The 20,855-nt window shown below is 69.5% G+C and carries 23 protein-coding genes; 13 read left to right on the forward strand and 10 right to left on the reverse strand.

Annotated elements, in window-relative coordinates:
• The first annotated feature begins 36 nt into the window (after positions 1-36).
• Complete coding sequence (locus R8F63_18000) at positions 37-1,593, forward strand: thioesterase family protein (protein MDW3220506.1); 1,557 nt, start codon at positions 37-39, stop codon at positions 1,591-1,593.
• Positions 1,594-1,609: 16 nt separating this feature from the next.
• On the opposite strand, the gene R8F63_18005 is transcribed toward R8F63_18000, so the two are convergent.
• Together R8F63_18005 and R8F63_18010 are read right to left on the reverse strand one after the other, a co-directional pair.
• Entirely contained in the window at positions 1,610-2,815 is a 1,206-nt protein-coding gene (locus tag R8F63_18005; GenBank protein ID MDW3220507.1) for a CoA transferase, read from the reverse strand.
• A 33-nt stretch (positions 2,816-2,848) separates the two neighbouring features.
• Positions 2,849-3,361 (reverse strand): tRNA (cytidine(34)-2'-O)-methyltransferase, encoded by a 513-nt coding sequence (locus R8F63_18010; protein ID MDW3220508.1) that lies wholly within the window; start codon positions 3,359-3,361, stop codon positions 2,849-2,851.
• A gap of 42 nt (positions 3,362-3,403) precedes the next feature.
• Between R8F63_18010 and R8F63_18015 the strand changes: the two genes are divergently transcribed.
• From R8F63_18015 to R8F63_18030, 4 genes are all read left to right on the forward strand, one after another.
• On the forward strand, positions 3,404-4,021 hold the full coding sequence (locus R8F63_18015; GenBank protein MDW3220509.1) for a class I SAM-dependent methyltransferase: 618 nt from the start codon (positions 3,404-3,406) through the stop codon (positions 4,019-4,021).
• Between the two features lie 169 nt (positions 4,022-4,190).
• Positions 4,191-5,312 (forward strand): hypothetical protein, encoded by a 1,122-nt coding sequence (locus R8F63_18020; protein ID MDW3220510.1) that lies wholly within the window; start codon positions 4,191-4,193, stop codon positions 5,310-5,312.
• A gap of 38 nt (positions 5,313-5,350) precedes the next feature.
• The gene (locus tag R8F63_18025) at positions 5,351-5,923 is read left to right on the forward strand and encodes a hypothetical protein (GenBank protein MDW3220511.1); all 573 of its coding nucleotides are present in this window, start codon (positions 5,351-5,353) and stop codon (positions 5,921-5,923) included.
• Positions 5,920-6,897, forward strand: a complete 978-nt coding sequence (locus R8F63_18030; protein ID MDW3220512.1) for an HTTM domain-containing protein — start codon at positions 5,920-5,922, stop codon at positions 6,895-6,897. The genes R8F63_18025 and R8F63_18030 overlap by 4 nt, the downstream gene beginning before the upstream one ends.
• Here R8F63_18030 and R8F63_18035 read toward each other — a convergent pair.
• The 3 genes from R8F63_18035 to R8F63_18045 are packed head-to-tail and all read right to left on the reverse strand — an operon-like array spanning position 6,841 to position 9,729.
• A complete protein-coding gene (locus tag R8F63_18035) occupies positions 6,841-8,208 on the reverse strand; it encodes a M20/M25/M40 family metallo-hydrolase (GenBank protein MDW3220513.1) in 1,368 nt (455 codons plus the stop codon). The genes R8F63_18030 and R8F63_18035 overlap by 57 nt on opposite strands.
• A 39-nt stretch (positions 8,209-8,247) precedes the next feature.
• Entirely contained in the window at positions 8,248-8,754 is a 507-nt protein-coding gene (locus R8F63_18040; protein ID MDW3220514.1) for a hypothetical protein, read from the reverse strand.
• Between the two features lie 48 nt (positions 8,755-8,802).
• The gene (locus R8F63_18045) at positions 8,803-9,729 is read right to left on the reverse strand and encodes an NAD(P)-dependent oxidoreductase (protein ID MDW3220515.1); all 927 of its coding nucleotides are present in this window, start codon (positions 9,727-9,729) and stop codon (positions 8,803-8,805) included.
• A 70-nt stretch (positions 9,730-9,799) separates the two neighbouring features.
• Between R8F63_18045 and R8F63_18050 the strand changes: the two genes are divergently transcribed.
• Complete coding sequence (locus R8F63_18050) at positions 9,800-10,486, forward strand: dienelactone hydrolase family protein (protein MDW3220516.1); 687 nt, start codon at positions 9,800-9,802, stop codon at positions 10,484-10,486.
• Here the strand turns inward: R8F63_18050 and R8F63_18055 are convergent.
• Both R8F63_18055 and R8F63_18060 read right to left on the reverse strand, forming a co-directional pair.
• On the reverse strand, positions 10,479-11,696 hold the full coding sequence (locus tag R8F63_18055) for a cytochrome P450 (protein MDW3220517.1): 1,218 nt from the start codon (positions 11,694-11,696) through the stop codon (positions 10,479-10,481). The two genes, R8F63_18050 and R8F63_18055, sit on opposite strands and share 8 nt — an antisense overlap.
• Positions 11,697-11,700: 4 nt before the next feature.
• On the reverse strand, positions 11,701-12,300 hold the full coding sequence (locus tag R8F63_18060) for a TetR/AcrR family transcriptional regulator (GenBank protein ID MDW3220518.1): 600 nt from the start codon (positions 12,298-12,300) through the stop codon (positions 11,701-11,703).
• 22 nt (positions 12,301-12,322) lie between these two features.
• Between R8F63_18060 and R8F63_18065 the strand changes: the two genes are divergently transcribed.
• From R8F63_18065 to R8F63_18080, 4 genes are read left to right on the forward strand one after another with little or no spacing between them, the layout of a single operon-like run.
• Complete coding sequence (locus tag R8F63_18065) at positions 12,323-13,144, forward strand: enoyl-CoA hydratase (protein MDW3220519.1); 822 nt, start codon at positions 12,323-12,325, stop codon at positions 13,142-13,144.
• Between the two features lie 7 nt (positions 13,145-13,151).
• On the forward strand, positions 13,152-14,342 hold the full coding sequence (locus R8F63_18070; GenBank protein ID MDW3220520.1) for a CoA transferase: 1,191 nt from the start codon (positions 13,152-13,154) through the stop codon (positions 14,340-14,342).
• A complete protein-coding gene (locus tag R8F63_18075; GenBank protein ID MDW3220521.1) occupies positions 14,339-15,766 on the forward strand; it encodes an ABC transporter substrate-binding protein in 1,428 nt (475 codons plus the stop codon). The genes R8F63_18070 and R8F63_18075 overlap by 4 nt, the downstream gene beginning before the upstream one ends.
• Positions 15,767-15,771: 5 nt before the next feature.
• Positions 15,772-16,470, forward strand: a complete 699-nt coding sequence (locus R8F63_18080; GenBank protein MDW3220522.1) for an alpha/beta hydrolase — start codon at positions 15,772-15,774, stop codon at positions 16,468-16,470.
• Here the strand turns inward: R8F63_18080 and R8F63_18085 are convergent.
• Positions 16,467-17,537, reverse strand: coding sequence for a hypothetical protein (locus tag R8F63_18085; GenBank protein ID MDW3220523.1), 1,071 nt, complete (start codon positions 17,535-17,537; stop codon positions 16,467-16,469). The genes R8F63_18080 and R8F63_18085 overlap by 4 nt on opposite strands.
• Positions 17,538-17,600: 63 nt before the next feature.
• Here R8F63_18085 and R8F63_18090 point away from each other — a divergent pair, with 63 nt between their 5' ends.
• Positions 17,601-17,975: a VOC family protein gene (locus tag R8F63_18090; GenBank protein ID MDW3220524.1), complete on the forward strand. Its 375-nt coding sequence runs from the start codon at positions 17,601-17,603 to the stop codon at positions 17,973-17,975.
• Between the two features lie 79 nt (positions 17,976-18,054).
• Here R8F63_18090 and R8F63_18095 read toward each other — a convergent pair whose 3' ends face one another.
• Positions 18,055-19,287 carry a DUF222 domain-containing protein gene (locus tag R8F63_18095; protein ID MDW3220525.1) on the reverse strand — a complete coding sequence of 411 codons (1,233 nt, stop codon included), beginning with the start codon at positions 19,285-19,287 and terminating at the stop codon, positions 18,055-18,057.
• A 54-nt stretch (positions 19,288-19,341) separates the two neighbouring features.
• A complete protein-coding gene (locus R8F63_18100) occupies positions 19,342-19,902 on the reverse strand; it encodes a peptidylprolyl isomerase (protein ID MDW3220526.1) in 561 nt (186 codons plus the stop codon).
• Positions 19,903-19,993: 91 nt separating this feature from the next.
• Between R8F63_18100 and R8F63_18105 the strand changes: the two genes are divergently transcribed.
• On the forward strand, positions 19,994-20,320 hold the full coding sequence (locus R8F63_18105) for a metalloregulator ArsR/SmtB family transcription factor (protein ID MDW3220527.1): 327 nt from the start codon (positions 19,994-19,996) through the stop codon (positions 20,318-20,320).
• The gene (locus R8F63_18110) at positions 20,317-20,841 is read left to right on the forward strand and encodes an SRPBCC family protein (protein ID MDW3220528.1); all 525 of its coding nucleotides are present in this window, start codon (positions 20,317-20,319) and stop codon (positions 20,839-20,841) included. Before R8F63_18105 ends, R8F63_18110 begins: the two co-directional genes overlap by 4 nt.
• Positions 20,842-20,855: the final 14 nt, after the last annotated feature.

Raw genomic sequence — 20,855 nt, forward strand, 5'->3', positions numbered from 1 at the left:
TAGGACCGTCCCGTCGACGACCGGTAGTCTGCGGCCATGTCACTGCAGGTCGTCGGCGCCGGCCTTCCCCGCACCGGAACGACCAGCCTCAAAGCCGCGTTGGAACAGCTGCTCGGCGGGCCCTGCTACCACATGCTCGAGGTCTTCTCCCGGCTCGACTCCCACGGCCCGGCGTGGATCTCGGCGAGCGGCGGCGATCACTCGCAGCTCGGGGTGACCCTGGACGGCTTCGTCGCGGCGGTCGACTGGCCGGCGTCGGCCTTCTGGCCGGAGCTGAGCGAACGCCATCCCGAGGCCCGGGTCCTGCTGTCGCGGCGAAGCGACCCGGAGACGTGGTGGCGCAGTATCGACCGGACGGTCGGGCAGGCGACCCGTGACCTTCCGCCGGGCGAGCTCTACACGGACTTCATCGCCGGTCTGCTCGCCCGCCTCGGGATCGATGGATTCGACGACCCGGACGAGGCGATGCGGGCGTACGAGGCCCACAACGAGCGGGTGCGCGACTCGGTTCCCGCCGATCGGCTCATCGAATGGCAACCGACGGACGGTTGGGGCCCACTGTGCGCGGGTCTCGGCGTGGACGAGCCGACCGATCCCTTCCCCCACAACAACACGACGTCGGACTTCCGGGCGATGGCCGGCTGGGACCGAGCGGGCGCCCGCCCATCGTGGGGCGCCGGTGCGCCGCCGCTACCGTGCCTCGCCATGGGCCGTGCACTCGATCAGCTTCTCGACGTCCTCGATCTCGAGCGGATCGACCGCGACATCTTCCGGGGGCAGAACGAACCGAGCGACTGGTTCCGGCTCTTCGGCGGCCAGGTCGCGGCGCAGGCCCTCGCGGCCGCGCAGCGCACCGTGGACGAACACCGGGCCCACAGCCTGCACGGCTACTTCCTGCGGGGCGGTGATCCGAAGACCCCGGTGACCTACACGGTCGACCGCATCCGCGACGGACGGTCGTTCTCCACACGACGGGTGGTCGCGCTCCAGGACGGCCGCGCCATCTTCAACACCTCCATCTCGTTCCACACTCACGAGGACGGCTACGAGCACCAGGACCCGATGCCGGACGTGCCCGATCCCGAGACGCTGCCGACGTGGGCCGAGCGGGCCGCGAAGCTCGAGGGCAAGATCCCGGCCGAGCGACTCGAGTGGATGAAGCGGGAGCGGGCGATCGACACCCGCTCGGCGTTGCCCCACAGCATGTTCTCCGGCGAGCCGAGCACCGAACCGAACCCGGTGTGGATCCGGGCGAACGGTGACGTACCCGACGACCCGGACATCCACGCCCAGCTCCTCACGTACGCGTCCGACATCGCGTTCGTGGACAACATGTACCGCCCGCACCGGCGGCCCGGCGGACCCGGCATCATGCTGGCCAGCCTCGACCATGCCCTCTGGTTCCACCGCCCCCTGCGCATGGACGACTGGCTGCTCTTCATCCAGGACAGCCCCAGCGCGGCCGGTGCCCGCGGGTTCGCCCGGGGCGCGATCTACGACCGCGGTGGCGTCCACCTCGCGTCGGTCGCCCAGGAGGGCGTCATGCGGGAGCTCGATCCCGAGCGGGCGGACCCCGCGACCGCCCACAACTGAGCCTGGGGTCCCGGGTTCAGATCGAGCCCTGATCGCGCAGGGCGGTGATGTCGTCCCAGGTGCGACCGAGCTCCAGGAGGATCTCCTCGGTGTGTTGGCCGAGCTCCGGGGCGAGCCCACCGGGCCGGGCCGGGGTGTCGCTGAAGCGGATCGGATGGCCGACCATCGTGATCTCGCCCCACTCCGGATGGTCCTCGGTGTAGAAGTAGCCGCTGGCGTGGAGGTCGGGGTCGGCGGCGACGGCGAGTCGTCGCTGCACCGGTGACCAGCGGATGTCCGGGTTGGTGAACGCCGCCCCCCACTCGGCGGTCGTGCGGGACCGCATCGCCTCCCCGATCGCGGCGAAGAGGTCGTCGCGGGTCCCGTCACGGATCGCCGTCGTCATGAACCGGTCTTCGTCGGCCAGCTCGGGTCGCCCGATGATCGCGAAGAACTCGGCGCGTACCTGGGGCGCGATTCCGACGAGGGCCATCGCCCCGTCGGCCGTCGGCACGACGCCGTAGAGGCCCTGGATGACGGGGTGGCCGCCGTGGGTGGGCGCGTCGAGGTCCTCACCCGTCAGGAAGACGGCGGTGTACTCCGACGCCTGAGCGTAGATCTGGCCGCCGAGCAGGGACGTCTCGATCTTCTGCCCGCGTCCGGTGCGGTCCCGGGCCAGGAGCGCGGCGAGCACCCCGTTGACCATGTTCTGGGACGCGATGTGGTCCGCGATCGTGATGCCGACCGGGCCGGGCCGCGTGTCACCGGCCTCGGTGGCGCGCATGAGTCCGCCCGCGGCCTGCGCGCCGAGGTCGGCGCCCTTGCGGCGGGACGCGTCGCCCTCCAATCCGTAGGCGGTGCCGGCCGCGTAGACGATGCGCGGGTTGACCGCGGCGAGGTCCTCGTAGCCGATGCCGGCGCGCTCCATCGCGCCGGCGCTGAAGTTCGAGATCACCACATCCGCGCGGGCGACGAGGTCGAGGAAGACCTGGAGTCCGTCCGGGTCGCGGAGGTTCGCCGTGATGCTGCGCTTGCCGCGATTGCTCCCGATGAAGAACGGGGGACGCGGGTCCGTCTCGGAGACGGGGATCCAGCGACCGTGGTCGCCGATGCCGGGCAGCTCGACCTTGACGACGTCGGCGCCCATCTCGAAGAGCATCTGCGCGGCCTGCGGGCCCTGGACCAGCACGCCGATGTCGATGACCCGGATGCCGGCGAGGGGACCATCGTTCTCGTCGCTCATGGCGAGAGGCTAGATCAGCCGATCGAGCCCGGCTCAGGAGTCGAACGGGGGTGAGGCCGTCGTCTCCGCGGTGAGCCCGGGCTGGTCGGCCCCGGCTCCGGCGAAGTCCGCCTGGCGCCATGCTTCGTAGACGACGACCGACACCGCGTTCGCGAGGTTCATGCTCCGGTTGCCCGCGAGCATCGGGATCGTGAGGAGCCGGTCCTGCTCGAACCGCTGCTTGTCGTCGGGGGAGAGCCCGCTTCGCTCGGTGCCGAACACGAGCACGTCGTCGTCGCGATAGTCGACGTCGGTGTAGCGCCGCGTCGAACGGGCGGAGAAGCCGAACCACCGGCCCGGGAGGGCGGCGGCGACCGCGTCGAGATTCGGGTGGACCGTCATCTCGGCGTACTCGTGGTAGTCGAGCCCGCCGCGGCGCAGGAGTCGATCGTCGAGCTGGAAGCCGAGCGGCTCGACGAGATGCAGCGTCGCGCCGGTGTTGGCGCAGAGGCGCACGATGGCACCGGTGTTCGGCGCGATCTCCGGTTGGACGAGAACGACGTGCATCGGCGCCAGCGTAGGCAGCCGTACTGCGGGAGACTGGTGGGCATGGGTGATCTCCCCCCGAACCATCACGCCGACTATCCGCAGTTCACGGGCATCTTCGGCTTCGTCGCCGGACTCACGATGATCGTCGGCCGCGGGCGCGACGCTCGTCTCGTGGCTCAGCTCGCGGCGGTCACCGCGGATCAACACGTCGTCGACATCGGCTGCGGTCCGGGCACCGCGGCGCGCCTGACCGCGGCCGGCGGCGCGAGCGTCACCGGCGTGGATCCCTCGGCGCCGATGCTCCGGCTCGCCCGGCTCCTGACCGCGATCCGCCGGCCCCGCGGTGCCCTCGACTGGGTGCAGGCGGGCGCGGAGGACATGCCGCTCCCGGACGCTTCGGCCGACGTCGTCTGGTCGCTCGCGTCGGTCCACCACTGGCCCGAACTCGAGGCCGGGATCGCCGAGGTCAGCCGAGTGCTCCGCCCCGGCGGCATGTTCCTCGCCGTCGAGAAGCGCACCGAACCGGGAGCGACCGGCAACAAGAGCCACGGTTGGACGCCACAGCAGGCCGATCTCTTCGCCGCGATGCTCGCCGACCGCGGCTACCGCGACACGAGCACCGCCGACCACGACATCGGCAAACGCCGCCTCGTCGTCGCCTCCGGCACCCACCCCTGAGCCCCACTGTTCGTCTCCCAACAGCAATCTCTGGTCACGAAAGGGTCGCCAGGGCCCCGATGTTTCGACCCTTTCGTGACCAGAGATTCCTTTCGCTCTCTCCCTCTCTCCCCCCTTGGGGGCGAGTGGTCACCTTGCCGGTGCGGCGCCGTCCCACTAGGACAGCGCGATGACAGATGCCACCGATCCGGCGGTGACCGGCGAGTCCTGGGCCGCGTTCTGTGACGCGCTGAAGCGGGCGGGCGACACGGTGATCGAGAACAGCACCGACGAACTGGACCGGATCGAGGGCTTCCGCTACCTGAGCCGGCTGACGCGGGGTGGCCTGCTGTCGTTCCTGGAGAACGGCGCGCCGCCCTTCGCCCAGATCCTGCCGATCCCGCACAACCTGAAGATCGGGTGCGACAACCCGGACGCGTTCTACCAGAACGTCCCGATCGACCCGCAGTACGAGTACCGGATCCACGGACCACGCGGGACCATCAACTACCTCAGCATCGGGGCGTATTCGGGGGGCTACCTGGCGGGGGCGGCCCAGCCCGGGATCCAGGGGCATCTGGAGGACAACGACCCGGACCCGGAGGGCTACGTCGACATCATCGCGAGCGTCGCGGAGCCGGCGTCGCTCGCGCCGGGTCAGCGGTGGCTGAAGATGGAGTCGTTCACGTCCACGCTGATCATTCGCAACTTCTACCTCGACCGGTCGACCGAACGGCCCTCGGATCTCACGCTCGAGTGCCTGAACCCGCCGGCCCCCGGCCCCGGCCCACTCACCGCGGAGAAGCTGAACCACGGACTGGCGATGGCCGGGCTCTTCGTGCAGGGCGTGACCGATACGTTCCTGACGTGGCTCAACGACCTGTTCGCGGACCGGCCCAACACGCTCGAGTTCCTCCCCGAGGAGGACACCGGCGGCGGTTGGGGTGATCCGAACCAGTTGTTCCGGCACGGTTCGTGGACCCTCGAACCCGGTCAGGCGCTGATCGTCGACGTGCCCGCCATCGAGGCGTACTACTGGAACTTCCAGCTCAACAACATGTGGGAGGAGTCGCTCGACTACGAGCACTGTCAGGTGACGGTGAACCAGCACACGGCCCACTACGAGCCGGATGGATCGGCCCGGCTCATCGTGGCGGATGAGGATCCGGGCTTCGGGAACTGGATCGACACGGCGCACCATCGCCATGGCACGTGGGGCCTGCGCTACAACCAGGTCGTCGAGGACATCGCCCCGACGGTGACGTTGATCGAGGTCACGAACCTGCCCGAGTGGGCGCCGGCGACGCCCTGACCCGTTCCGGACCGAGCGCTGTCGCTACGGTTGGCCCCGTGCTGGGGACGGACGAGGGCGAGGAGACACCCGTGGACGACGGGACCGGCTACGGCTGGTTCCACGACAGCCGCGTCGGTCGGCTGACGCTGACCGGCGTGATCGCGTTCCTCGTCTACGCCCTCGTCGTGTGGAACCTCCCGGCGTCGAGCGTCCGGAGCGACCTCCGCCCCGGCGTCGATCGGGTCGTCCAGACGATGGCGATCTACCAGCAGTGGTCGGTGTTCGCGCCGAATCCCACCACGGTGTCCATCGCCGTCGAAGCGGACATCCACATGGCCTCCGGTGAGGTGATCCGCCACACCTTCCCCGACGGCGACCCCCTCTTCGGCGCCTACCGCGAGTATCGCTGGCGGAAGTGGGAGCGACGGATCCGGCTGGACCGCTACGACCATCTGTGGCGCCACACCGCCCAGTGGCTCGCCGACCGGTACGCCGACGAGGGCACCGTGGAAACGGTGGTCCTGATCCGCCACTTCAGCGACACGCCCGAACCGGGTCGCGACGATGAGCGCGTGTGGAACACATTCGAGTTCTACGAATACGACGTGCCACCGGAGGAGGCGGGATGATCCTCGCCTGGCTCCATCGACGCGCCGAGGGGTGGCAGCGGTTCTGGTTCACCCCCACGTCGTCGAGCACGTTCGCGCTCATGCGCACGCTGCTCGGCGTGTCGTGCTTCGGCTGGGCGCTCTCGATCCTCCCCGACCTGCGCACCTTCTACTTCGACGACGGCCTGCTGCCGGAGCCGTTCTACCGGGACAACCGCTACGGGCTGTTCCAGTGGTTCACCGGCGACACCGCGGTGGTGGTCGTCTGGTGCCTGCTGGTGGTCGCCTCGCTCTCGCTCGCAGCCGGTCGGCTCACGCGGCTCGGTGCGCCGGTGCTCTGGTTGATGCTGATGACGATGCAGCAGGGCGCCGGGACCGTCCTCAACGCGGGTGACGGTCTGCTGCGGATCTGGACGGCCTACTTCGCCCTCTTCGCCCTCTTCACCCCGAACCGCTTTCTCGACGCGCCCCTGCTCGGCGAACGCACACCCGCCGGCCGGCGGTGGCCTCTCGCGCCGACCTGGTTGGTGCGCCTCGCCCAGATCCAGCTCACGATCATCTACCCGGCGACGATCATCGCGAAGCTGGAAGGTGACACCTGGCGGGAGGGCACAGCATCGCTCTACGCGCTCGGCCTCGTCGACTTCGAGCGCTTCTGGGTGCCGGCCTTCGTGCGCGAGAACCTCGCGGTCGGCAACGTCATGACCTACTTCACGGTCGCCGTCGAGCTCTCGATCCCGTTCCTGTTGTGGACCCGCCGCACGCGCTGGCTGGGTCTCGCCGCGGGCCTGGCCATGCACATCGGGTTCGACTACACGATGCGGCTCGGCTTCTTCTTCCCGGCGATGCTCGTCGGCTACGTCGCGTTCGTCCGGCCCGAGGAGATCGAGCGGTTCGTGCGTCGCGCCGGCCGCTGGGTCCGCCGCAGCCGCGGGGGTTCACGTCCAGAGACGGTCGAGCACGTCGCGCCAGAGCTGAGTGGTCAGCGCCAGTGACTCCACGTCGATGCGTTCGTTGTGGCCGTGGAAGCGGTTGAGGAACTCCTCGAGCGGAATGCCACTGCTGAGGAGTCCGGCGCCGTAGGCCACGGTGCCCTTGCGCCGGAAGTAGCGGGCGTCGGTCGCGCCGGTCACGAGGCTCGGCACGACCCGGGCATCGGGGTAGGCCATGCGGATCGCGTCGCTCAGCGCGTCCCACAGCGGCGTGTCGGTGGGTGACCCGGGGTCCGCATCGTGCATCGTGGGGTAGACGTTCTCGATCTCGACGGACGGCAGGAGGTCCGGGCCGATGATCTCCCGCAGGGCGCGGTCGACGTCGTCCTGGGTCTCGCCCGGGAGCAGGCGGACGTCGACATAGAGCTCGGCGCGGTCGGCGACGATGTTCGTCTTGGAGCCGGCGTCGAGCAGATTCGGGCTGAACGTCATGTGGCAGCACGAGTGGGTGTTGCGAGCCAGGTCAGGCGGTAGCGCCGCGAGCGCGTCGGTCACCCGGCCGGGGTCCAGCAGGGCGGCTTCGGTCTCGGCGGGCAGGTCGAGGGCGCGGACCCGGTCGGTGAACATCTCGTCGATGCGGGGCGTGATGTGGGCGTCGGCCACCCGGCTCACGATCGCCGCGGCCTTCACGAGGGCGTTGTCGGTCGCGTACGGCATCGACCCGTGGCCCGGCGTGCCGTGCACGGTGATGCGGCGCCCGCCGAGCCCCTTCTCGCTGTTCGTCACGAGCACCGTCGTGCCGTCGCGGCCGTGGGTCGGCGTGCCGCCGTACTCGCTGAGCAGATAGTCGCACTGCACGAGGTCCCAGTTGCGGTGCACGATCGGCCCGGCCCCGAGCAGCCCGCCGGCCTCCTCGTCCGCGACGGCGAAGTACACGATGTCGCCGGGATAGCGGATGCCCGAGCGCACGACGTCGCGGAACGCGACCAGCATCGAGGATGTGAGGTTGAGCATGTCGACTGCGCCGCGTCCCCAGACCTCCTGCACGCCATCGGCGTCGGCGATCAGCTCGCCGCCGAAGGGATCGTTGCGCCACCCCTCGGGGGTCACCGGGACCACGTCGGTGTGTCCCATGAGACAGAGCGCCGGTGCGTCGGGATCGGTGCCCTCGTAGCGGGCGACGAGTGAGCTGCGGCCGGGCGCACCCTCGATCATCTCGATGTCGAGTCCGAGACCGTCCAGCTCGTCGCGCAGGAGTCGCGCGCTGATCTCCTCCTGGCCGCTCTCGGGCGTGCCGTCGTTCACGCACTGGTTGCGGATCAGCTGTTGGAGCAGCTCGACGGTTTCACCGGTGAGCGAGTCGGGCGCGGCCATGGCCGCCATCTTCGCCCAGCGCCGGTCGGCGTGCCCGGTCTACGCGAGCGCGGCAACCACGGCGTCGCCGTGCTTGCGGTGCACCTTGGCGACGCCGAAGCCCACCTCCGCGCCGGTGTCGAGCGTCAGCACGATCTCCGCCATCGTCTGGCCGAAGACCTTCGTCTCGCCCATCGAGACGGCGCCGATGCGATCACGGCCGATCGCCGCGGTCAGCTCCTTCGGCTTCCCGAACGCGTTGACGGCGAACAGGGCGACCCGCTGATCGGTGACCGCGAGCAGCACCTGGCTGGCGTTGCCGACGTCCAGACCCGCTTCGGCCCGCTCGTCCCGCCCGGCGTCGCCGACGCCCTCACCGGCCCGGCTGCCGAGGACCGCGCCGACTCCGGCCGCGGCCGGCGCGACGGTTCCGCCGACGACGGCACCGGCCGCGCCGAGGATCACCTCGTTGACGGCACCACGGGGCATGGCCTTCGTCGCTGCGAGGATCGTCTCGCCCGTGTCGAGCATGGCGGCGCACTGCTTGGTCATCTTCGCGGTGTTCATGGCCCTCCCATCGGCAGGCGCACCCACGACATGAAACCCTGAGCAGCGTCAGGTGTCATCGCGGATTGCGTCGGGATACCGGGTCTCCAGCGCGGCCCGCACGCCGTCGCGCCAGGTGACCGCGCACGGCCCGGCGAGCTCGCGGCGCTTGGTGGTGTCGGCCGCGTGCGTGTGGAAGAGCAGATGGTCGGACTCGGTGAACGTCATCGAGAGGCCGGTCAAGTCTTCGAGATGGGCGATGATCTCCTCGAGGGTGACCACCTCGTCGCCGGCGAGATTGACTGCGGGCGCGCCGACGGCCGCGTGGGCGAGGAGCCCCTGCACCTGGGCGACGATGTCGTCCTCGTGGATCGGCGACGCGTAGGCGTCCTGCCCCGCGATCTTCTGGTACGGCATCCCGGCCTTCATGAACTCGTGGAACACCATCGGCAGGCCGCCGTGGCCCGACGTGCCGTAGGCGACGTTGAGTCGAGCCATGATCGTCGGCAGCCCGAGTTCGCGGGACTGGAACCGCACGACGGCCTCACTCGCGAGCTTGCTCATGCCGTAGTGCGGCGCGTAGGGCGTGGTGCCGCCGAGGTCGTCGTCCTCCGCATAGAGGGCAGCGGGGTCGTCCTTGTCGCGATAGACGCTCGAGCTGGACATGTGGAAGAACGCCGTCGCATCGCGGTAGCGCCGCATGAGGAAGCCGGCGCCGTCGGCGTTGATCCGCAGCGCGTCGTCGGGGGTCTTGGGGTCGTTGTTGACGGCGCAATGGATGACGTAGTCCACGGCGGGGAGGTGGTCGAGATCCGGATCGCCGAGGGTGAACACGGCCGTGCGGATGCCCTGGGCCTCGAGTTCGGCCTTCGCGGTGGGGTCGGTGAAGCGGGCGCCGGCCCACACCTCGTTGCCGGCGCGCTGCAGCGCCTCGGCGATCGGCCGCGCGACCTGACCCGTCGCCCCGGTGACCAGAATCCGTTCGCCTTCGAGCATGTGTCCTCCTCGTTGCGGCCGGACCCTACTCCGGCTGCGGGCGCGCGATCTTCGTGGCAGGATCGCGTCCATGAGCGACGTTTCGTTTCCCGTCAACGGCACCACGGCCGCCGGCCACCTGGCGATTCCCGAGAGCGGCTCCGGCCCCGGGGTGATCGTGATCCAGGAGTGGTGGGGCCTCAACGACCAGATCCGGAGAGTGGCCGATCGCCTCGCCGCGGCCGGCCTCGTCGCCCTCGCGCCCGACCTGTACCACGGCGAGTTGGCCGGCCACGACGAGATGGACAAGGCGGGTGAGCTGATGACCACGCTCCCGCCGGAGCGCGCCGCCCGCGACATGAGCGGTGCCGTCGACTACCTGCTCGAGCACGACGCCGTGTCCTCCTCGGGCGTCGGGGTCGTCGGGTTCTGCATGGGCGGGATGCTGACGATGATGTTGGCCGCCCAGCGCGGCGACGCGGTGCAGGCCGCCGTGCCCTTCTACGGATTCCCGTCGGGTGACGGCGAACCGGACTGGTCGGGCCTCACCGCGGTGGTGCGGGGCCACATGTCGGCCGACGACGCGTTCTTCCCCGCCGATGCGGCCCGGGACCTTGCCGCGCGCCTCCGGGCGGATGGCAAGGACGTGGAGTTCGCCATCCACGACGCGGGCCACGCGTTCATGAACGAGGAGAACGCCCTCGGCTCCCACGACGCGGCGCTGGCGGCCGAGCTCTGGCCCCAGGTGATCGATTTCCTGCGCGACAACGTCAGCTGACGTCGTAGCGGATCCGCATCTCCTTGATCCCGTTGATCAGGTTGGAGTGCAGACGGCGAGGCGGCGCTTCGAGTTCGACGTTCTCGATCGTCCCCAGCAGTTCGGTGAAGAGCAGCCGGAGCGAGAGCCGGGCCAGGTTCGCGCCGAGGCAGAAGTGCTCGCCGATGCCGAACGACTGCTGCGGGTTCGGCGAGCGGTCGATGCGGAACGTGTGGGGGTCGTCGAACACGGCCGGGTCACGGTTCGACCCGGCGTACCACATCAGCACCTTGTCGCCCTCGGCGATCGCCTGATCCCCGATCGTGGTGTCGGCCGTCGCGGTGCGGCGGAAATGGTGGATCGGTGGCTCCCAGCGGAGGATCTCCTCGACGGCGCCCGGCATCAGTCCGGGGTCGGCGACCAGACGGTTCCACGCGTCCGGGTGTTGGAGCAGCGTGTGGAGCCCGTGGGAGCTCGCCGTGCGGGTCGTCTCGTTGCCGGCGACGATGAGGAACATGAAGAACAGCGTGTACTCCATGTCGGTGAGCTTCTGCCCGTCGACCTCGGCTTCGAGCAGCATGCTGGTGAGACTGCCCGTCGGGTTGGCCCGCTCCCGCGCCGCCATCTCGTTCGCGTAGCCGAAGATCTCGACCGAGGCGTTCATCGATGTCTCCGCGGTCGGGGCGACCTCGGGATCCTGGTCGTCGATCAGGGCGTGGCTGAGCTCGTAGAGCCGGAAACGGTCGGACTCGGGCACGCCCATGAGCTCGCTGATCGACCACATCGGGATGAGCGCGGCGACATCGGTCACGAAGTCGCAGCTGTTGCGGTCGCGGAGCTCGCCGACCACTCGGGCGGTCTCGGCCCGCAGTGACTCCTCGAGCTGGCCGATCATCTTGGGCGTGAAGGCCTTGGCCACGATGTTGCGGAACGCCCGATGCTCCGGCGGATCCATCCCGATGATGATCATCCGCACCTGATCCATGCTCTCCGGCTCGAGCCGTGTCGGCCCGCCGACCCAGTTCGAGAACTCGAGCGGCGACGTGGAAACACGGCGGACGTCCTCGTGGCGGACGATCGTCCAGAAGCCCGGTCCGTCGGACTCCTCGTGCCAGTGCACGGGCGAGTGGGTCCGCAGCCGATCGAGCCATTCGTGGGGTGCGGCCTGCTCCCACACGGAGGCATCGGTGAGGTCGATGTCGCTGAGGTCCCGGATGTCGGTGGTGGTCATGGGGTCACGCTTTCGAGTGTGAGTCGGCGAGAAGGACAGGGACGAGGAACGACTCGACCATCGCCCGTTCCGACGCGGCGTCGCGTCCGGGCATGGCGAGCAGGGAGATGATCGATCGCAGGAGCCATTCGGCTCGGCGCTCGAGCTCCTCCTGGTCGAGGTGGGTCGGGCCGAGCTCGGTGAGCAGGCCGGCGGACATCGTCCGCAGCAGCTCGGAGTTCTGGCTGACCTTGATCGGGACGGCCATGTTCTCCGGCTCGAACCACTCCGACATGGCCGGGTCGTCTCGGACCGACGCGACACCGGCGATCACCCGGTCGGCGAGAGAGTTCGGCGCGCCGGCGCGGCGCTCCCCGGCGAGGTAGGCGGCGGTGCGTAGCGTCGCCCGGTGGACGAACGCGAGGTGCAGCGCTTCCTGGTTGGGGAAGTAGCGGTAGAGCGTGGCCCGCGAGCAACCGGCCGCGGCGGCGACGTCCACCATGGTGGCCTTGGCCACGCCGAGTTCGGCGAAGGCACGCCCGGCGGCGTCGAGCAGGCGGTCGACGGCGACGTCCTCGTCCGCATGGCGAGGCCAGTGGCTGTCGGTGGTGCGCTTGTTGGACACTTCGCCTATTGTGCCTCACAACATGACTGACGCAAGAACCGACCTCATCCTGATCGACAAACCGCGGCCCCACACCACGGTCATCACCATGAATCGGCCCGAGCGGATGAACTCGATGGCGTTCGAGTTGATGGTGCCCCTGCACGAGGCCTTCGAGGAAGTGGGCGCCGACAACGACACCCACACGGTCGTGCTCACCGGCACCGGCCGCGGCTTCTGCTCCGGCGCCGACACGAGCAACGAGGGCGGCCCTCCCCCCAACATCGCCGGGTTGACGATGACCCGCATCGCGACGAAGGCGATGTCGGTGCTCGCCGACCTCGTCCCCGCGATGCAGCGGATGCCGCAGCCGGTCATCTGTGCGATCAACGGGGCGGCGATCGGCGGCGGGATGTGTCTCACGCTCGGCGCCGACATCCGCCTCGCCGGCGAGGGCGCCTACTTCCGCGCCGCCGGCATCAACAACGGCCTCACCGCCACCGAGCTCGGTCTCAGCTTCCTGCTCCCCAAGGCGATCGGCTCGTCGCGGGCGATGGAGATCATGCTGTCGGGTCGTGACGTCGACGCCCACGAGGCGGCGAACATCGGCCTCGTGTCGCGCGTCGTCCCCGACGAGGACCTGCTGACCGAAGCCCTCGACCTCGCGGACCAGATCAACGGCTGGAGCACCCAGGGCACCCAGCTCACGAAGCGCACGATGTGGGCCGGCCTGGAGATGGGCAGCCTCCGGGCCGCCATCGAGATGGAGACCCACACCCAGCTCTACGTGCGGCTGACCACCAAGAACTTCGAGGAAGCCGTGCGAGCCCGCAAGGAAGGCCGTCCCCCGGCCTTCGAGGACTGAGGAAGCCATGTCCGACGGACCGATGCAGGGGATCAAGATCCTCGACCTCTCGATCGCGCTCACGGGTCCCTATGCGGCCTCGCTGCTCGCCGATCAGGGCGCGGACGTCATCAAGGTCGAGCGCCCCGGGATCGGTGACATCGCCCGCTTCGTCGGCGTGATGGTCAACGGGATGAGCGCGCTCTACCTCGTCTGCAACCGGGGCAAGCGGTCGATCGCCGTCGACATGCAGACGCCCGAGGGTGTCGAGATCGTGCGCCAGCTGGCCGCCGAAGCCGACATCGTGATGGAGAACTTCCGACCCGGGGTCATGGATCGACTCGGCGTCGGCTACGACGACGTGAAGGCCGACAACCCCGACGTGATCTACGCCTCGCTGTCCGGGTTCGGTGACGAGGGCCCCTACCGCGACCGCAGCGCCTACGACACGGTGATGCAGGCCTACGGCGGTGTCGCGGCCAACCAGGCGGACCCCGAGGACGGGGTGCCCACGTTCCTGCGTCAGACCGTGGCCGACAAGGTCACCGCCCTCTACGCCACGCAGGCCATCACCGCCGCACTCTTCGCCCGCGAGCGGGGCCGCGGCGGGCAACACGTGAAGATGTCGATGGCCGACGCGGTCGTGTCGTTCCTCTGGGCCGACGCCGCGGGCAACGAGGTGATGCTGGACGCCGACGGCTCGCAGGCCTCGAGCTTCGTCGCCGGGTTCCAGCCGATGCGCTTCCTCGACGGGTGGGGGATCGTCACCCCGACGTCGGACCACGATTTCGCCGGCATGTGCAAGGCCCTCGATGTGGAGGGGTGGGACGACCCCCGCATCGCGACGGTCGGCGAGCGGATCAAGAACCGCGACGTGCTCTCCCCGGTGATGGACATGGTCTACGCGAAGGCCGCCAACGTCACGATGGAGGAGGCGACGGTGCGCTTCGAGCGTGAACGGGTGCCGTTCTCGATGATCCTCACGCCGGACCAACTCACCCGCGACGCCCACGCCGTCGCCGTCGGCATGTTCGTGGAAGCCGACCACCACGTCGCCGGCCGCACCCGCATGCCGCGGCACCCGGCGAACTTCACCCGCACCCCGGCCTCGCTGACCGGGGGTTCGCCGGCGCTCGGTGAACACACCGATGAGATCTTGACCGAACTCGGTCGGGGCGACGAGATCGCCGCCCTCCGAGAGAAAGCAGTCGTGACATGACCAACCCATCCCACCGTCGGCGGTTCTGGGGACTCGCCGTCCTCCTCGTCCTCGCGCTGATCGCCGTATCGTGCGGTGACGACAGCACCGAAGCCGACGAAAGCGATTCGACCACGACCGCCCCGTCCGACGACGGCGGCGACGGCGGCGACGGCGGCGGTGACGACGGTGACGACGGCGACCCCGGCTCGGAGTCCAGCACGACCGCACCGGTCGAGTTGACCGCGAGTTGGACGGGTGTCACCGAAGAGGTCATCCGCCTCGGGTTCACGACCTCGGACCTGATCCAGCTCAAGGCGCTGGGCCTCGTCGACATCGACCGCGGCGACCCGCAGGTGGTGCTGGACGCCCTCATCGACGACATCAACGATCGGGGTGGCATCCACGGTCGCATGATCGAGGGATACCTCGAGGTGCTGCTCCCGATCGACGCGACCGCCGCCGACGAGTCGTGCATCCGCCTCACCGAGGACATCGGCGTGTTCGCCGTGCTCGCGCCCTTCGTCGGGCCGAACACCGAGCTCAACCCGTGCATCAACAGCCGCAACGAGACGATCATCATCGGGGGCCAGCCCACGGCCGAGCAGCTCGAGGTGTCGGCGGCGCCGTGGATCTCCAACACCATGTTCGCGTCGCGTCGCCTGGCCGGTGTGATCGAGCTCATGGAGGCCGAAGGCCTGCTCGGCGACACCGTCGGTCTGGTCGTCCGGTCGGAGGAAACCGGTGCATCGGATGACATCGTCAAGCCCGCCCTCGAAGCACTCGACAAGCGCGTCGTCGAGGTCCTGAACGACAGCGAACCCGGCGACGTGCTCGCCGGCGAGGCCCAGTGGGAGCGCTTCATCGAAGTCTTCAAGACCGAGGACGTCGACAGTGTCGTGATGATCGAGAACACCGCGACCTTCGGATCGACGCAGCTCGCCCGGTCCGACCTCGATGCCAACTACCTGATCGTGGACAGCACCGCCCTGCTCCGCGGACTGGGTGCCCTCGACGGCGCCGTGCCCGCCGACCTCGCCGGGATCATCGGCTCCGCCGGCGCCTCCGAAGAGGAGTCGTGGGAGCTCCCTGCCACCCAGGAGTGCGTCCGCATCTTCGAGGAAGCCCACCCCGACATCACCGTCGTGCCCACGACCGAGGTGAGCGAGGGTGAGTCGGACTGGTTCGGCAACATCAACATCTTCTGCCCGGTGCTCCAGCTGTTCGAGCTCGCCGCCAACGCCGCCGGCCCGAACCTCACCCATGAGACCTTCCTCGCCGGTGTGGAATCGCTCGGTGAGATCGAGATCCACGGGCAGGTCTTCGCCAGCCTCGGCCCGGGCAAGTACGACGCCTCCGACGCGATCCGCCTGACCGTCTTCGACGAGACCGTGGGAACGGTCGGTGGCGAGGCACCCTACGGGCCGCTGACGGCCGTCGGCTGACCGCCGTGACAATCGGCGATGCTGTGCTCGTGCACGGGTCGTTCTCGTCCGAACGCTCGTGGGACCCGGTGCTGCCGGGCCTGCGGGCGGGCGGACTGACGCCCCATCCGGTGTGTCTGCCGGGCCACGGTCGGCGGGGCGCCGAGGCCGGTCCCGACGTGGACCTGCATCGCCACGCGGCCGCCGTCATCGATCATGTGGTCGACAACGATCTCCACGACGTCATGCTCGTCGGCCACAGCTACGGCGGCATGCCGGTGACCCAGGCCTGGAACGGCCTCCGTGACCAGGTCGCCTCCGTCGTCTATGTCGACGCCGGCGTCGCCGAGGACGGGCAGTGCCAGCTCGACCTGCTCCCCGCCGACATCGCAGCGGCGACCCGTGATCTCGCCGCGGCGAACGGCGACATGCTCGCGCCGCCCGTGCGCGACACGCCCACCTTCCCGCTGGCCCTGGCTGCGCTGGCCACACCGATCCGCCTCGACGGGCCGCTCCCGAGCGGCGTGCCCCGCACCCTCATCCTGGCGACCGACAACCCGGGGTATCACCATGATCAGGCCGCGGCCCTCCGCGAGCGCCCCGACTGGACCGTCATCGAGATCGACTCCGGCCACAACGTGATCGGCGAACGAACCGACGAACTCGTCGCCGTGCTGCTCGACCTCGCCGGCCTCACGGGCCGTCCGAGTTCGTCGACGAGTTAGTCGACGAGCGTCGCGATCACCCGCATCTCGATCGACCGTCGAATTGCGGCGTCGGCGGCTGCCTCGGCTTGCGCCGTCCACGCCGCATCCTCGCGATCGGCCGCCAGGACCTCGCTCATGCGTGCCCACAGGGCCCGAACCGCGGGCGGGGCATCGGCCGGCAGCGGCGTGCGGGCCGGATCCGGCGCTCGCCCGGCCGCGGCCTCGCGGAGGGCGACGAACAGCTCCGCAACCGCGGCTTCCCCGGGAAGGATCGCCGCGCCGTGGGGCGTGCCGAGCGTGTTGAAGACGTAGGCCTCACCGTTGCCCATGTCCGTCCGGACGTACCAGTGTTGCCCCTCGTCGTAGAGGAAGTTCCAGATGTCGTTGACCGTCGCGTCCTCGTCGCGTTCGAGGAACCCGTCGACGGGAAGTCCGTAGCGCAGCTGGTGGCGTCGGGCATCGAGTGTGCGCACGTCCATCAGCGCCAACGGCTGCACCGGTGCGTGGAGCGGCATCCACAGGTTGAGCAGGAAGGTCGACGCATCGTCGTTGCGGCCGTCCGGGGTGATATGGCGGAACATGTCCGGCGCCGCACCGTGCATCAACTGGCGAAGCGGCGTGCCGTAGACGTCCTGGTCGCCGTGGACGAAGGCGGCGCCGCCGTGGCCGTTGATGCCCTCGATCCCTCGAGCGTTCACGTCGATCCCGTTTGGCCCGGACCGGCGGTGGAAGAGCCCGTCGTCGGCGACGAGATCGACCTTCAGTGTCCGCCCGTTCGCCAGCGAAATCGTGATGCCGGCGACGGCCTCCCGCAGCGCCGCAGCCGTGTCGCCGGTGAGACGGTCACGCTCGCGCACGTCGTCGAGCGCAAGCTGGAGTTCGACATTGCCCGACAGGTCGACGGTCTCGAACCCGGCCTCCTCGAGCCCGGGTTCGGCGACATCGGGTGCGCCCAGATCTCGCAGTTCGCAGACACGGACGTCGCCGATGTCGTCACCCTCGCCGACCGGAGCCCGCAGCAGACCCGGGCGTTCCTCGTCCGGGACGACATCGTCCGGCCTCGTGAACATCAGGGTTCCCTGCACACCCGCACGGTACCCGCCGACGTTTCGGTGCCGCCAAGCGCTCGGTCGTGCGACGATGGATCGATGTCACCCCGCCTCACCCACTTCGCCATCAACACCGACGACGTCGCGGCAACCCAGGCGTTCTACGCCGACGTGTTCGGCTGGACGTTTCACGAGTACGGCCCGCCCGGTTTCGTCCAGATCATCGACGAGACCACCGGCGCACCGATGGGAGCGATCCAGGAGCGTCGTCAGCTGGCCGACGCACCGACGGTGGGCTTCGAGTGCAGCTTCGGCGTCGACGACGTGGACGACATCCGCAGCCGGGTCATCAGTGCCGGCGGCGCCATCCTGATGGAGCGGTCCACCATCCCCGGTGTCGGTCACCTCATCGCGTTTCGGGACCCGGGCGGCAACCCGGTGCTGGCGATGCAGTACGACACCGAGGCCACCTAGCTCCCGGCGAGGCGCTTCGTCCGGGCGTCCGGTCTTCAGTTGTCAAGGTGCAGGACGACGGTCAGGTCCGTGCCTGTGGTCAGGCCGCGTGGGGCGTGATGTGGGCGGGTTCTGGTGTCGTGGGGAAGTCGCGAATGGGTGCGTCGGCGGTGGTGTCGGGTGGTGGTGCGCCGGGTGGTCGGATGGTCCAGCGGCCGTTTGTCCGGTGGAGGGTGTGGCCGCGGTCGTGGATGTTGTGGTGGCAGCGGGTGCAGACGAGGACGAGGTTGTCGATGTCGGTGTCGCCGTGGTGTTCCCAGTGGTCGATGTGGTGGGCTTCGCAGCGGTCGGGGGTGGCGCCGCAGCCGATGCAGCCGCGGTCGCGGGCGATGAGGGCGCGCCATTGGGTGAGGGTGGCGTGGCGGTGGTCGCGGCCGACCCAGATCGGGTTGGCTGGTCCGTTGAACAGGATCGGGGTGATGCTGGAGACGCAGGTGAGCCGGTCGAGCACGGATGCCGGCAGCGGCTGTCCGTCCTGGACGCATGTGGCGAGCGGGTTCCCGTCCTCGGAAGTCATGGCGGCGATGTCGATGAGGACGGTGACGTTGGACTTGGGATGGGGTGGCCGGTCGGTGTCGCGCCGGGCGCCGGTGATGAGTTGGGTGACGGCGTCGGCGAGGCGTTGGTCGTGGGTGCGGGCGGTTGTGGGGTCGGCGTTGCGGCCGCCGTCGTCGTTCCAGAGGGTTTGTTCGAGTCGGTTGATGTCGGCGTCGAGGAGTGCCCCGGTGGTTTGGTCGACGCCGAGGAGGAACATGCGCAGCCCGGTCGCCTTGTCGTCCCAGCGCTTCAGGGTGCGGGCGCGTCGTTGGGCGTCGTGATCAGGCTTCGGGTCGGACTTCTTCCGCTTGCTGATCCATTCGGTGGTGCGCTTGGCGAACAGGTCCGCCGGCGACGCCTCCGCGATCTCGACCAACTCCGCGTCAGCCGATGAGGGGTCGATCTCACGACCGGCTTTGGTGAGCGAATGGGCGTGCTCGAAAGTGATCCGCCCGTCGCGCAGCGCGGCCTCGGCCTTGGGCATGTCCGCCAGCCCGTGCGCGGTCTGCGCGGCGCGATGCGCGGTGCGACCTGACACCCGCCCGTGCGAGCGCAGCACACCGCGCCCGTCGAGCCCGTTGTCGTCCAACGCGTCGATCGCCCGCACCAGCCGGGCCTCATAGTCGGCGACCGCGCCGCGGAACCGCCGGAGCTCCTCGACCCGGCCGACGAGCTCGGCACGCGGGAGACCGTCGAGTCGGTCCTCTCGCATCGCCGTGATCGTCGCCGTGAACATACGATCACCATAGCGAACATATGTTCGCTTTGAAACCCCTGAGCAGGAAAACGATCAGGCGGTCCGAGAAGCACTCATCCGCACCGGCGGATCGAGGATCTCGCCGGCGAGATGACTCACCAGCGCCACCCCGGTCGTCGCGCCGGCGGCGAGCCCGGCGCGGACGCTGCCGAACGCCGGGAATCCGCGCTCGTCGGGTTCGGTCCGTCCACCGGCATCGAGCTCCGGATAGTCGTCGAGGCACAGGAAGATCTCGGGGATCACCGCGCCGGTGTCGAGGAGGTCGCGGGCGAACGACACGGTGCCCCGGACGTGGCGCAGGCCGGTCCGGTCGGTTGTGTCGAACTCCGGCGGGAACGTCAGCCCGGTCGGAATCGACCCGGTCGCCGCGTCGGTGAAGCGCGGCCCGAGCGGTCCGGCCTGGATCAACGGACCACGGTCCGGGTCACCGAGCCGAGTGGATCGGTAGATGAAGACATCGGTCATCGCCCCAGCCTCGACGAGCGCGAGGAAGTAGGTGGCCGCCCGAGGAGCACTGGCGACGTCGACCTCGATCACGATCTCGCCTTCGGGTGTGGCGATCGTGACGACCGGGTTCGACATCGCGTGACTCATGGCTCGACCTCCGCGGCGACGCTACGGGACGACCGCGGTCAGCCCTGTATAGGTTGACCGTTATATAACGAACAGCGTATAGTCGCGACGCATGGACGCCCTGCACGCGCTCGCCGACCCGACTCGGCGACACATGATCGAACTTCTGTCCGAGGGCGAGCGGACGGCCGGCGAGCTCGGCGAAGCGTTCCCGATCAGCCAGCCGGCCGTGAGCCGCCACCTCCGGGTGCTGCGCGAGGTCGGGCTCGTCACGTCGACGGTCGACGCGCAGCGGCGGATCTACCGGCTCGCGCCCGATCCGTTCGACGAACTGGCCGACTGGGTCGACGACATCCGTCAGACCTGGACCAACCGACTCGATGCTCTCGGCACCGAACTGCAGCGCGGCGCCCGCGCCGCGCGAAAGGACACTGCATGACCTCCGACCCTTCGACGGCCGACGGCGTCGTCCTCACCGACGGCGATGCGCCCCGGCTGCGTTTCGAACGTCACTATCCGTTCCCCATCGCCGATGTCTGGGATGCCATCACGGATCGCGATCGGCTCGGGCGGTGGCTGTTCCCGACGACGTTCGAGCCGAGGGTCGGCGGCTCGGTCGAGGTGGACATGGGCGAGTACGGGACGGCGCGGGGACAGGTGCTTGCCTGGGCCGAACCCCGCGAGCTCGAGTACGAGTGGCAGCAGCCGGACTCGATCGGCGGCGGCGCCGACGGCACGTGGCACATCCGGCTCGAGCTCACGGCGGTCGGCGACGATCACACCAAGCTCGTCTTCGAGCACCTCCTCCCCGAGCCGGGGCGCCCGGAGTTCGCCGCCGGCTGGCACTGGTATCTCGATCGGCTGGCCCTACTGCTGGGAGGTGGTCATCCCGCGGCGGTCGAGTCCGACGAGGACTTCGACCGACTGCTCGCCCACTACGGCGGGTCGCTCGACGGGTAGCCGGCGGCGAAGCT

It is taken from the genome of Acidimicrobiales bacterium, assembly GCA_033344915.1.
Lineage (GTDB): Bacteria > Actinomycetota > Acidimicrobiia > Acidimicrobiales > Aldehydirespiratoraceae > JAJRXC01.